This is a genomic window from Dyadobacter luticola, from assembly GCF_005860805.1.
In the GTDB taxonomy this organism is placed as follows: Bacteria; Bacteroidota; Bacteroidia; order Cytophagales; family Spirosomataceae; genus Dyadobacter; species Dyadobacter luticola.
Map to the genome: position 1 here is coordinate 543,072 of NZ_VCEJ01000005.1, position 12,751 is coordinate 555,822.

10 protein-coding genes are annotated in these 12,751 nt (G+C 45.7%); 6 read left to right on the forward strand and 4 right to left on the reverse strand.

Annotation, left to right across the window (positions count from 1 at the left end):
* Positions 1–19 precede the first annotated feature (19 nt).
* The 3 genes from FEN17_RS21430 to FEN17_RS21440 all read right to left on the reverse strand — a co-directional run bounded on the left by FEN17_RS21430 (position 20) and on the right by FEN17_RS21440 (position 2,905).
* Positions 20–1,525 (reverse strand): hypothetical protein, encoded by a 1,506-nt coding sequence (locus FEN17_RS21430; protein WP_229208934.1) that lies wholly within the window; start codon positions 1,523–1,525, stop codon positions 20–22.
* On the reverse strand, positions 1,515–2,129 hold the full coding sequence (locus FEN17_RS21435) for an RNA polymerase sigma factor (protein WP_138367432.1): 615 nt from the start codon (positions 2,127–2,129) through the stop codon (positions 1,515–1,517). Before FEN17_RS21435 ends, FEN17_RS21430 begins: the two co-directional genes overlap by 11 nt.
* Before the next feature lie 299 nt (positions 2,130–2,428).
* Complete coding sequence (locus FEN17_RS21440; protein ID WP_138367433.1) at positions 2,429–2,905, reverse strand: Lrp/AsnC family transcriptional regulator; 477 nt, start codon at positions 2,903–2,905, stop codon at positions 2,429–2,431.
* Positions 2,906–3,095: 190 nt separating this feature from the next.
* On the opposite strand from FEN17_RS21440, the gene metH reads away from it, so the two are divergent.
* The 4 genes from metH to FEN17_RS21460 all read left to right on the forward strand — a co-directional run bounded on the left by metH (position 3,096) and on the right by FEN17_RS21460 (position 10,021).
* Entirely contained in the window at positions 3,096–6,920 is a 3,825-nt protein-coding gene (gene metH / locus FEN17_RS21445; protein WP_138367434.1) for a methionine synthase, read from the forward strand.
* Positions 6,921–7,130: 210 nt separating this feature from the next.
* Entirely contained in the window at positions 7,131–7,685 is a 555-nt protein-coding gene (locus FEN17_RS21450; protein WP_138367435.1) for a YybH family protein, read from the forward strand.
* Positions 7,686–7,779: 94 nt separating this feature from the next.
* Positions 7,780–9,018: a NupC/NupG family nucleoside CNT transporter gene (locus FEN17_RS21455; protein ID WP_138367436.1), complete on the forward strand. Its 1,239-nt coding sequence runs from the start codon at positions 7,780–7,782 to the stop codon at positions 9,016–9,018.
* Positions 9,019–9,100: 82 nt separating this feature from the next.
* Positions 9,101–10,021: a YihY/virulence factor BrkB family protein gene (locus tag FEN17_RS21460; RefSeq protein ID WP_138367437.1), complete on the forward strand. Its 921-nt coding sequence runs from the start codon at positions 9,101–9,103 to the stop codon at positions 10,019–10,021.
* A 55-nt stretch (positions 10,022–10,076) separates the two neighbouring features.
* On the opposite strand, the gene sppA is transcribed toward FEN17_RS21460, so the two are convergent.
* Positions 10,077–11,843, reverse strand: coding sequence for a signal peptide peptidase SppA (gene sppA / locus FEN17_RS21465; protein ID WP_138367438.1), 1,767 nt, complete (start codon positions 11,841–11,843; stop codon positions 10,077–10,079).
* A gap of 196 nt (positions 11,844–12,039) precedes the next feature.
* On the opposite strand from sppA, the gene FEN17_RS21470 reads away from it, so the two are divergent.
* Complete coding sequence (locus FEN17_RS21470) at positions 12,040–12,546, forward strand: SixA phosphatase family protein (RefSeq protein ID WP_138367439.1); 507 nt, start codon at positions 12,040–12,042, stop codon at positions 12,544–12,546.
* Positions 12,539–12,751 (forward strand): hypothetical protein, encoded by a 213-nt coding sequence (locus FEN17_RS21475; protein ID WP_138367440.1) that lies wholly within the window; start codon positions 12,539–12,541, stop codon positions 12,749–12,751. Before FEN17_RS21470 ends, FEN17_RS21475 begins: the two co-directional genes overlap by 8 nt.

Genomic DNA, 12,751 nt, shown 5'->3' on the forward strand with positions numbered 1-12,751 from the left:
GAAAGTTGGAGGCTGGTTATTACATTTTACCGCCTATCTGGTAAAGTACTTTAAGCTTCAATCCTGGGCCTGCACTGTGGCTTAGCGGGGTAAGTGGCTGAAAATAAGTATAGAGATAACCTTCTGCCTGCACAACAATCGGGTGCCACGATTTCTCAATGCCCATCGAGAAATTCACAGAGTTGACCAGCGGCATATCGGTCTTTTTCTCGAATCCCTGGCTGAAAAACTCACCTTTGGGCGCTTTGCAATCAAAAGATACTTTTTCTCTCGAGGAAATGTTCACATTTGTGCCCACACCCGCAAAGTATGCCCAGTTATCCTTCATGTTGTTGCGGAAAGCTACGGTGAGCGGAATCTGCACCATGGAAGGGTTCACTTTAATGTTGTACACATCAAATGCAAGCGGCACGTCGCCCGGATGCGATCTTTTGAAATCCTGACGGTTCTTTTCACGGAATATTTTTTCAGTAAAGAATTCCATCGGTTTTGTTTTCAGCCAGGTAATGCCGGTTGTGATCGAAAATTTCTTGGCGACGATCACTTCTCCGACGACCGTTTTGGAATTTCCGTTTCCATCCATCATAATACCGGCGCCAAACCGGTAAGGTGCCTTGATATTAAACTTCGGGATCACATTCTCCGCTTTGGCTACCTGCTCCACTTTCTTCTCAGATGTTGGAGCCGCCGACGCGATTTGTGTTTTGGCTGTCTGAGGATTCGTGGTAACGCCCTGCGGAGTCATCGGATTCAATGCACGCTGAACCTGTCTGCTCGAAAGACGGCTAGCCAGCTCGTAATTCATTTTACGGGATGCGGAGTAACCGTTATTCGCTGTAATGCTGTTTTTGGTATCCATCGCCACAAATTGCCCGTCCAAAGTTTTAGTAGCTGAGGCTCCCGATAAATTTCCCTGGTTATCCGAAGAGAAGGATTTCAGTCCGCTATTTGCAGTCAGGTCAATGTTGTTTTCTGAAATGTTTGATGCAGCAAAGTCCTGTTTTTCAACATTTACCAAACGCTGATTTTCAGTAGGCTTCGCCGATTCATCTGGTTCAACGTTCGATCTTCCTTTTGAATTAACATTAGAAGAAGCAAATTCAGCAACCGACTTTTTTCGATCTGTTCTAACTTGCTGAAAAGCAATTCTTTCCGGGTTTGCAGCACTTTCCAAGGCTGTATACCGCGGTTCAATATCTGATTCTTTTTGAACCAGATAAATCGTATCCGTTTTCGCAGCAGGAGCAGGTGTATTCTGGATCACCTCGATCTGACTTTTCAGATTTTTTACATCTGCAACCAAATGATCATTTTGCGAAAGTTGGTTGACATACAGAAAGGCCATGACCGTGGAAACCGAAGCTGCCGCCGCATAGCCAATCCAGGAGCCGTATTGCTGCCAGAAACTAGGAGGAGTATTGGCCTGCATGTATTGCTGCATTTTGGCCCAGTCCTGCTCCCGAAAGTCTGGCTGAATACTCTCTAATTTTCGTCGTATAGTGTTCTCAAATTGATTAGTTTTCATTTCCTCTGAATGACTTTACGGCCCAATCGCTTGGGAAGAGATGTGGGTAATATTGTTTTATCAAATGCTGCAACCTGGCACGGGCACGAACATAATGGGATCTCACTGTTGCTTCATTGATCTGCAATAAATCTGCTATTTCCCGGTGGTTGTAACCATCTACAACGTACATTAAAAATACATTTTTATAAACCGGCTTGATTTGCTGGATTAGTTCCAGGATCTCGTCGGCAGTGATCTGACTGATAATGTCCTCATCAAATTTGGGATAAGGCGCGTCCTCGATCGAGATCACATCTTCGCTGTGCTTTTTGTGCTTACGATAATAGCTGATTGCGGTATTTACCATAATGGTCCGCAGCCAGGCTTTGAAAGGATGATTTGAGTCATACTTTCCCAAATTGTTGAAGACTTTTAAAAAACCCTCGTTTAGAACTTCTTCCGCTTCTTCGGTGGTGGAAGTGTAGCGGAGACAGATGCTTTTGGAATAACCAAAAAACTGCTTGTACAAATGCCTCTGTGCCTGACTGTTGCCTGCAATGCACGCCGCCACGACCGAATCAAAGTCGTGTTGGTCAAAAGATATTTTTCTTCCAAATAGCAAAGTCAGGGCATCAAATTGTCAGGGATCGTATTCTGTAATAAGTTTACGCCCTGATACATTGATATGTTGCAAAAAATTTACAAAAAATTAAGGCAGTGCCAGCGGTTATTCTCGGTGCGCAAGGAAAAAATGAATAAATGTTCGTTTTGAATGCAACAGCACATTTTCAAGCCGCGTAATAGAGTAGTGTTGGGTAAAATAAAAAAAAGATGAAGCGCTGGCAGCGGCCATCAGATATACATAAAAGATTTTTGTTAGGGGTGAGTTGGAATACGGTGCTGGAATTTCCGGTACCGTATTTATTTTTTACTCGAAAGCATTTCGAGCGCATAAGAATTCTTGATTTCCCCCATCACAAACAAGCTGTGCGTGCTCCCGATATTTTCCAGCGAACCCAGTTTCTGCATTAAAAATTGCTGGTACTGCGACATATCGTCTACAATCACTTTTAATAAAAAATCATAATCACCGGAAATGTTAAAGCATTCGGTGACCTCGTGCATGGCGAGCACTGCCTTCACAAATTTTTCTCCCATCACTTTTGAATGTTCTTTCAAGGCAATGTTGCAGAATGCCATCAGTTTTCTGCCAACCTTTTCCCGGTCGACCAGCGCCACATATTTTTTAATGATACCTTCTTTTTCGAGCCGCCTTACGCGCTCATAAACCGGTGTGTAAGAAAGGTTTAACTTTTCTGATAATTCCCGTGTTTTCAAGGTTGCGTCCTGTTGCAGAAGATGCAGGATTTTGGCGTCTGTTTCGTCCAGATTGTACATAGATAGAATATCTTAAATCACTTTTTGACCATACCGAATATAGATAAATAATTTACGCCTTTTCGGAATGTCAGACGAACAGTCTGATTTTTTTGAAAATATTGAATAAAACATCTATTGCCTTAATTTTGTTGATTGGATAACCTTTACCCTTTCGAGAGAAATTTTTTCAGATATTCTAAATAAAAAAATGGTAGCAACTCAAAAAGCCGATATCCGCGAGATACTGAAAAACAGAATATTAGTACTTGATGGGGCGATGGGTACGATGATCCAGCGATATAAATTGGAGGATCACGATTACCGTGGCGAGCGATTTAAGGATTGGCCGCAAGATGTGAAAGGAAACAACGATTTGCTTTCCCTCACCCGCCCCGACATCATCAAGGAAATTCACGCCGCTTATTTTGAAGCCGGTGCAGATATAGCTGAAACCAACACATTCTCAGGCACTACCATTGCCATGGCCGATTATGGCATGGAAGAACTGGCCTACGAACTAAATTTTGAATCGGCGAGGCTTGCGAGAGAAGTGGCCGATGATTTTACCGAGCGCCAGCCCGAAAAACCCAGGTTCGTAGCCGGTTCTATCGGACCTACCAACCGTACTGCTTCTTTATCCCCGGACGTCAACAATCCAGGCTTCCGCGCCATCAGTTTTGACCAGCTGGTGACGGCTTATTATGAGCAGGTAAAAGGCTTAACCGACGGTGGATGCGACGTTTTGCTGGTCGAGACCATTTTCGATACATTGAATGCGAAGGCCGCATTGTTCGCGATAGACCAGTTTTTTGTTGATGCAAAAAATGGAAAAGTAGAGCGACTGGAAAGCTGGAAAAATGTGCCGGGCGAATCACTGCCGATCATGATTTCGGGTACGATCACCGATGCTTCCGGACGTACCTTGTCGGGGCAAACTACCGAGGCATTTCTTACCTCGGTATCACATTTACCGTTATTATCAGTAGGATTGAACTGTGCGTTAGGAGCCGATTTAATGCGGCCTTATGTGCAAATTCTTGCCAAAGAGGCGCCGTTTTATACTTCCGCGCACCCGAATGCTGGTTTACCCAACGAAATGGGCGAATACGATGAGACGCCGGACCAAATGGGCGAGGTCATCGACGGATTTTTGAAAGACAACCTGGTAAACATTATCGGTGGCTGCTGCGGTACCACGCCGGACCACATCCGGGTGATTGCCGGACTGGCCCAAAAACATACGCCAAGACCGCTGCCTTCCGCTGATACAGTGATGAAATTGTCGGGTCTTGAACCTGTCAAAATCACGACTCTGACCAATTTTGTCAACATTGGTGAGCGCTGTAATGTGACCGGCTCGAAGAAATTTGCGCGACTGATCCGTGAAGGAAAATATGACGAAGCCCTGACGATTGCCAGGGAGCAGGTAGAAAGCGGCGCGCAGGTGATCGACGTCAATCTGGACGAAGGTATGATCGACGGCGTGGAGGCGATGAAAACATTTGTAAACCTGATCGCGTCGGAGCCGGATATTTCCAAAGTTCCTTTGATGATCGACTCCTCGAAGTGGGAGGTCATAGAGTCGGGCTTGAAATGTGTGCAGGGTAAGTCTATCGTAAACTCGATTTCACTGAAAGAAGGCGAAGAAAAATTCAAGGAATCGGCTCGGACGGTACTTCGCTATGGCGCAGCTACCGTGGTGATGGCATTTGACGAGCAGGGGCAGGCTGATAATCTGGAAAGAAGAATTGAAATTTGTTCAAGAGCCTATAAAATTCTGGTAGAAGAGGTCGGTTTTCCACCCGAGGACATCATTTTTGACCCAAACATTCTGACGGTCGCCACCGGGATGGAGGAGCATAATAATTATGCGGTCGACTTCATCAATGCGGTAAAATGGATCAAGGAAAACTTGCCGCATGCCAAGGTTTCGGGCGGGGTATCCAACGTATCATTCAGTTTCCGCGGAAATGAGCCGGTGCGTGAAGCGATACATACTGCCTTTTTGTACCACGCAATCCGCGCAGGTATGGATATGGGCATTGTGAATGCCGCGCAGATCGGTATTTACGATGAGATACCCAAGGATGTTTTGGAACTGGTTGAAGATGTATTGTTAAACCGCCGCCCGGATTCGACCGAGCGACTGGTATCTTATGCTGAAACCGTTAAAGATAAAGGCAAAACACAAACCGGCCCAGACCTGACCTGGCGACAACTTCCGATCAAGGAACGTATTTCTCATGCATTGGTAAAAGGAATTTCCGACTACGTCGATGAAGATGTGGAAGAGTGCCGGCACCTTTTTACAAGACCTTTGGAAGTGATCGAGGGGCCGCTGATGGACGGGATGAGCATTGTGGGTGATTTGTTTGGAGAGGGTAAAATGTTCCTCCCGCAGGTGGTGAAATCGGCGCGGGTGATGAAAAAGGCAGTGGCCTATTTGCAACCATTTATCGAAGCTGAAAAAAGTGAAGGCGGATCTTCTGCCGGTAAAATCCTGCTGGCAACTGTCAAAGGCGACGTCCACGACATTGGCAAGAACATTGTCGGTGTGGTTTTGGGCTGTAACAATTACGAGATCATTGACTTAGGTGTGATGGTTCCAACAGACAAAATCCTGGCTGCTGCGCAGGAACATAATGTGGATATTATCGGTCTCTCTGGACTGATCACGCCGTCGCTGGATGAAATGGTGGGTGTTGCCAAAGAAATGGAGCGGAGAAATTTCAAAATGCCGCTGCTGATCGGTGGTGCAACCACTTCCCGCATTCATACTGCCGTGAAAATTGACCCTAATTATTCAGGTCCGGTGATTCACGTACTGGATGCGTCGAGGTCGGTGCCGGTGGCTGGAAAGCTGATCCAGAGCGAGGAAAGCCAGGGAAAGGTTTTATCTGACATTAAAGCAGAATATGCCAAGCTACGTGACGACCATTCAAAACGCGGCGGGGAAAAGGCACATATCAGCATTGACAAGGCGCGGGATAACAAAGCAAAAATAGACTGGTCGAATTTTAAAGCGACCAAGCCGCAGTTCTTGGGAACCCGGGTTTATGATGATTACGATCTGGCCGATATTGCCAAATACATCGACTGGACACCATTTTTCCAGACCTGGCAGCTGCATGGTAAGTATCCCAAAATATTTGAAGATAAGGTTGTAGGCGCAGAGGCGGCCAAGTTGTTTGAAGATGCGGCGGTACTGCTCGGAGAAATTATCCGTGACAAAACCTTGAAAGCCAGCGCGGTGATCGGTTTCTGGCCGGCAAATTCGATCGGGGATGACATTGTGCTGCATCATTTTGATGAGGAAATCCGTGAGGTACCTTGCGAACGGCACGGCTCTCACCAGCACATTGAATACAAGATCAGCCAGAAGGGATTTGATTCGCACGCAGCCGGTGAGTTGGTAGCAGATACTGCTACGGTTTTGCATCATTTAAGACAACAAAGCCAGAAAGCTTCCAACCTGCCCAATTACTGTCTCTCGGATTTCGTATCTCCGCTGGAAACCGGTCACACGGACTACATTGGTGGATTTGCGGTCACTGCGGGTACGGGCATCGAGGCGCTTTTGGAAAAATTTGAAAAAGACCACGATGACTACAACAGCATTATGGTGAAAGCCCTGGCGGACCGACTGGTAGAGGCACTGGCGGAGTTAATGCATGAAAGAGTCCGCAAAGAACTGTGGGGATATGCGAAAGACGAGACCTTGACAAATGATGAGCTCATCAAAGAAACGTATAGAGGAATCCGTCCCGCGCCGGGTTATCCCGCCTGCCCGGACCATACCGAGAAAAGAATGCTTTTTGATCTCCTGGGAGCAGAAAAGTTGGGAATTGTGCTGACCGAAAGTTTCGCCATGTACCCGGCCAGCAGCGTGAGCGGCTGGTATTTTTCACACCCGGACAGCCGGTATTTCCCTGTCGGTAAAATTTTCAAAGACCAGGTGGAAGATTATGCGAGGAGGAAAGATATGAGTTTGGAAGAGGCCGAAAAATGGTTATCGCCGATATTAGGTTACTAGGCAGGCGACATATTAGTTAAGTGCAAAAGAGAATGGGATTCGCCCATTCTCTTTTTTTATGACCAAAAAAATACTTTTTCAGAACAAACCACGTATTTAAGTCATATCACGGAATACAAACAGGTATTTATACGCTATTTTCTCGATATTTTATAAAAGATATTTGTAAACCAAATTAGCCATGAAAGTCGAGTTACAAGTTTATTAGCCATGAAAAGAAATATTTCTGTTTTTATTTTATTGATCCTTTTGGCGTCCTCTTTTAAATACCGGACAAAAGCCAAAGAAACTGATCAGCAAACCATCAGAGCAGGTTTTACAGCTGCTAATGTTTTGCCCAAGGAAGAAGATAGCAAAGCCGCATTTGTAGGAGCAGTGGCCAGGTTACAACAGGCCAATCAGGAATTTGTAAAAGGAAATACGGAATCCTTGAAAGCATTATGGTCGCATTCAGCGGATGTTACGGTATTTGACGGGATTTCTAACCAAGAGTTAAAAGGTTGGGAAGCGGTTGAATTGAATCTAAACAATGGACCAGCAAAAAGTTACCAGAATACAGATTACACATTCCATGAAATTGCGAGCCGGCAGGGCGACGACCAGGCCTATCTTTTGCAGGAAGAAAGCTATAAAAAGCCTGGCGCAAAACTTCTGAACCTCCACGTTACCATGTTGTTCCGGAAGGAAAATAATGAGTGGAAAATCATTCACCGCCACGAAGATATCCTGACTTCGAAGCCAAAATCAGACAAAACTTCTAAATAATTGCCCCCTTTCCCGATATTTTAAGCCAGTAGTTACTTACTGGCTTTTTGTTGTTATTTTGCACCTTTGGCTAAAAAGTGACATCAAAATATTTATGGAAAGATTTACGGGACTGCTTGGTATTGCGCTGATCCTCGGCATCGCATTTGCCATGTCAAACAACCGGAAGGCGATCAATTACCGCACGGTAGGCGTGGGGCTGGCACTTCAATTCGGGTTGGCGCTTTTTATCCTTCGCACGGATACAGGGCAGGCAGTTTTCCAATGGCTGGGCGAAAAAGTCCAGAAACTACTTTCCTTTTCGGACAAAGGCGCAGACTTCGTTTTCAGCACACTCGTCCGTCCGGATCTCATGCAGCGTGCATTTGGCCCGGGAAATGACTTCGTATTTTTCTTCAAAATTATCCCTACCATCATTTTTGTGGCCGTTTTGGTGAATATGCTTTATCACCTTGGCATTATGCAGCGCGTGGTTTCATTCATCGCGCGGGGTGTTTACTGGCTGATGGGCGTGAGCGGGGTAGAGGCTTTATCTAATGTGGCCAGCACTTTTGTGGGACAGGTAGAGGCGCAGATTATGATCAAGCCGTACCTGAAAAACATGACGAATTCTGAGTTAATGGCTTCTATGACAGGAAGTTTTGCTTGTATCGCCGGTGGTGTGATGGCCGTGTATATTTCACTTGGAGTTCCTGCCCCATATTTGATCGCGGCTAGTTTGATGGCCGCCCCCGGTGCTTTGGTTATTTCAAAAATTGTTTTTCCTGAAACCGCGCAATCCGATGCGAAAGGTGCTGTAAAGCTGGAAATCCAGAAAACTCACGCCAATTTGCTCGACGCCATCGCGGCAGGGGCGAGCGAAGGTTTGAAAGTAGGATTCAATGTGATCGCCATGCTGATCGGGTTTATTGCGCTGGTTGCATTGCTGGATTATCTGCTCGGCTACATTGGCGGATTGTTTTCTTTTCCGCAGCTGAGCTTCAACTACATTCTCGGAAAAGTATTTTCCATTTTCGCCTGGGCGATGGGCGTTCCTGGAAAAGACATAGAGACCGCGGGATCCTTGATGGGTACCAAAATGGTGATCAATGAGTTTGTAGCCTACCTTGATATGGTGAAAATCAAAGATACCCTCGATCACAAGACCATCGTCATCACGAGCTTCGCACTTTGCGGCTTCGCCAATTTCAGCTCCATCGCGATCCAGGTGGGAGGTATCGGAGAACTCGCGCCAACCCGCCGGGCCGATCTCGCACGACTTGGTTTTAAAGCACTTATTTGCGGGACATTGGCTTCTTACATGTCCGCGACGCTTGCCGGACTGCTTTTGTAAATCAGAAAATGCGCTTCCGTGGCATGAATATTTGTGTCTAGCCTGCTGAGTCCGTTGAACTAACAGGCAGATCTGAATATTTATGAAAAAAATCAAGCTGTACTTTTCGATTTTCAAAGAGAGTATTAACGAATTCTTGAATGATAATGGGCTGAAACTGAGCGCCGCATTGTCATACTACACAATATTTTCCCTCGCCCCCATGTTGCTGGTTATCATTTCGGTATTCAGCATTTTTTTTGGCAGGGATGCGATTCAGGGGGAGTTATTCGGGCAGATCAGCGGGCTGGTGGGCGCCAGCGCAGCAGCCCAATTGCAAGAAATCCTGAAAAATGCAGAGCTATCAAATAAATCCGGACTCGCAGCCGGAATCGGGATCGCGACCCTACTCATCGGTGCGACCGGGGTCTTCGCAGAAATGCAGGATTCCATCAATTACATCTGGGCGATTAAATCCAAACCGAAAAAAGGCTGGCTGCAATACCTCAAAAACCGGCTTATCTCATTCTCACTGATCTTAACATTAGGCTTCCTGCTGGTGGTTTCATTAGGTGCCAGCGCGCTGGTCGATGTGTTGAGTAATAGATTGGAAAGGGTCTTTTCAGAAGCTTCCGTCGTCGTATTCTACATTGTGAACCTGGCGCTGGTACTGGCGATCATTACAGCATTGTTTACCGTCATTTTCAAGGTGTTACCCGATGGCCAGCTGCGCTGGAAAGAATGTATGGTTGGCGCGCTGTTTACCGCAATACTATTCCTGATCGGCAAATTTGTGATCAGCTTTTATCTCGGGAAATCGGATCTGGGCGCAGCTTATGGTACATCCGCCTCCATCGTCATATTATTGACCTGGATCTATTACTCTTCAATCATCCTCTATTTCGGGGCCGAGTTTACGAAGGTTTATGCCAAACAGGATGGGGTAGGGATTTACCCTAACAATCATGCGGTGCTGATTGTCAGGCAAGAGTTGGATGAGAAGACGGGAAAAGAAATCGTATAAAACAAAAAAGGCCTTCCGAGCGATCGGAAGGCCTTTTTTGTTTGACTTGGAGTATTTATTTGATGACCATTTCAAAAGGCATTCTCGTTTGCACGCCGCCCATGTTCATCAATTTTTTGTACATTTTAACATAAGGAGCAAGCTCGCCCAATGTTTTGGCAGACGCTTTTTCCTCCTCGTCGTCCATAATTTTGGAGAAAAGCTCGTCCAGTGGTTTCTTCTTTTCAGGATAGTAGCGCACGCGGTAGTCGCCCTCATTCAATTTCGCAGCTTTGGCGGCTAGTTTAATGGCATCATCCACACCGCCAAGTACGTCTACAAGACCATTTTCTTTTGCTTCAATGCCAGACCAAACCCGGCCTTGCGCCAGGCTTCTCAATTTTTCAACCGGCATTCTCCGGCCTTGCGCTGCTTTTGTTGTGAATGTATCATAACCTTCATTCACGCTTCTCTGGATTTTATTTTTTTCAAAATCCGTCATGTCCCGCGTTGCTGTCGGCCAGTCTGCATGTGGGTTGGTCGCCACGCCGTCGAAGGTGACGCCCAGCTTATTGCTCATGAAATCGCTGACATTGAAAATCAATCCAAAGATACCTATCGAACCAGTGATGGTATTGGGCTGTGCTACAATCTTGTCGCAGCCCATCGCCATATAATAGCCGCCGGAAGCTGCTACATCCGACATAGAGGCGATAACCGGTTTCTTTTTAGCCGTCAACTGAATTTCACGCCACATAATGTCTGACGCCAGGGCGCTGCCGCCGGGAGAGTTAATCCGGATCACAATCGCTTTAATCTTATCATTATCCCGGATTTCCTTCAATTCTTTCACAAACTTATCGGAGCCAATGTTATCGTCGCCACCGTCACCCGACGTGATTTCGCCCTCCGCAACCAGTACGCCGATTCTTTTATTAAAATCACCCTCTTTGGTATCTACGTCACCTTTCAAATATTTGTCGACACCTACATAAGAAATGTCTTCTTTGTCTTCAACCTTTATCTGCTTTTTAAGATAAGTTTCCAGTTCATCCTGGTAGCCCAAATCTGTCACAAACTTATATTTCAATGCTGCTTTCGGGTTTTCCACAGCCAGGGAATCTGCCAAACCTTTCAACTCTTCCACCGGGATTTTGCGGGAAGCAGAAATATTTTTGAGGAAATTATTATTGATGGCGGTGATCAACTCAATGCTTTGTTTTTTGCTCGCCTCGCTCATATCCTGGCGCGAGAACATCTCCACTGCGCTTTTGAATTCTCCCACCCTGAAAACCTCAGGTTTAATGTCGAGCTTATCAAATGTTCCTTTAAAGAAGCTGTATTCAGCGGAAAGCCCGTTCCACTCCATGCCGCCAGCCGGGTTAAGGTAAATTTTATCAGCCAGTGAAGCTACGTAGTAACCTTTTTCCGAGTAGGATTCGCCGTAGGTTACGATGAATTTTCCTGATTTTTTAAAGTCAATCAGCTGATTGCGAACTTCTTCCAATGTTGCCCAACCAGCTTGTGGTTCTTCCGTTTTCAGATAGATACCTTTTATTTTATCATCCGTTTTAGCGCTTTTGAGGGCTTCTTTAATGTCTTTTAGCCCGATTACATCTTCACCACCATCAAAAATCCCATTAAAGCCAGACAGCGGATTTTCAACACCCACTTCCTGAATAGGCTTGTTCAGGTCAAGTTTCAGAATGGATTTATCTTCCAAAACCACCTTGTCTTCCTTGGAAAACATGGAGCCGATCCCGATTAAAATAAAAAATGAGAGGAAGAAGAATAGGATGATGCCGAAGACCGTCGCCAGCACATATTTTAAGAATTGAAGCATTGTATGTATTCTCTTTTGAGGTTTTTCAGTAGTTACGTAAGAAACAAAATTAAAGATTATTTGTCGCGGATTGGTTAACAAATAATGTCAAAAGGTAGGAATGTGGTATTAAGTGGTCTCATCGCTTCGAATTTTTTCAATCCCCGTCACGAGAAATGACGCGGCGGATTCTGTACTTTTGGAAAAAAATATTGGAATGAAAAAGACACTTATTCTGGTCCGTCACGCCACCGCCGAAGACCAGAGTTTCAGGATCAAGGATTTTGACCGCAACCTTAATAACAAAGGTTTGGCGGAATCCGCGGCAATGGGGAAATGGTTTGCGGCGAATGATATCAAGCCGGATATTTTTATATCAAGTCCTGCATCACGGGCGCTTAAAACGGCCGAAATCATCGCCGAAGAGTTGGGCGTGAATGTTTCTTCAATCAATTTACAACCAGCTATTTACGACGGTGGGCCGCGGGCTTACCTGGGCGCCGTCACGGGTGTTTCTGAAAATTTTACCATCCTGGTACTTTTCGGCCATAATCCCGACATCACTTATTTTGCCGAGTACCTTTCAGGCGCAAACCTGGGTTCGATGAAAAAAGGCGGAGCTGCATTCATTGAATTTGAAAACCAAAAATGGGAAGAAATATCTGCCAAAACAGGAAACCTGACCCTCTATAAAACACCAAAACAGGTGCAAGGAGATGAGTGAACCTGCCAAATCAAACAAAAACCGCCGCGTTTTTATCATCGTTTTCATTTTGTTCGTGGCGCTGTTTGCCTACATATCTTACGATATGGCCAGCCGTACTACCGCCCCCTGGAACAAACCCAAACAACTCAACCGGGCCCTCCCGGGAGCAACGCCGGATTCGGATTCATTGAAATTGGATTCGCTTTTAAAGGAGGTGAAGTAG

Excerpts from the sequence above, each read along its gene's own strand:
- FEN17_RS21430 (WP_229208934.1), bottom strand. The coding sequence starts at position 1,525 with ATGAAAACTAATCAATTTGAGAACACTATACGACGAAAATTAGAGAGT.
- FEN17_RS21440 (WP_138367433.1), bottom strand. The coding sequence starts at position 2,905 with ATGTACAATCTGGACGAAACAGACGCCAAAATCCTGCATCTTCTGCAA.
- metH (WP_138367434.1), top strand. The coding sequence starts at position 3,096 with ATGGTAGCAACTCAAAAAGCCGATATCCGCGAGATACTGAAAAACAGA.
- FEN17_RS21450 (WP_138367435.1), top strand. The coding sequence starts at position 7,131 with ATGAAAAGAAATATTTCTGTTTTTATTTTATTGATCCTTTTGGCGTCC.
- FEN17_RS21455 (WP_138367436.1), top strand. The coding sequence starts at position 7,780 with ATGGAAAGATTTACGGGACTGCTTGGTATTGCGCTGATCCTCGGCATC.
- FEN17_RS21460 (WP_138367437.1), top strand. The coding sequence starts at position 9,101 with ATGAAAAAAATCAAGCTGTACTTTTCGATTTTCAAAGAGAGTATTAAC.
- sppA (WP_138367438.1), bottom strand. The coding sequence starts at position 11,843 with ATGCTTCAATTCTTAAAATATGTGCTGGCGACGGTCTTCGGCATCATC.
- FEN17_RS21470 (WP_138367439.1), top strand. The coding sequence starts at position 12,040 with ATGAAAAAGACACTTATTCTGGTCCGTCACGCCACCGCCGAAGACCAG.
- FEN17_RS21475 (WP_138367440.1), top strand. The coding sequence starts at position 12,539 with ATGAGTGAACCTGCCAAATCAAACAAAAACCGCCGCGTTTTTATCATC.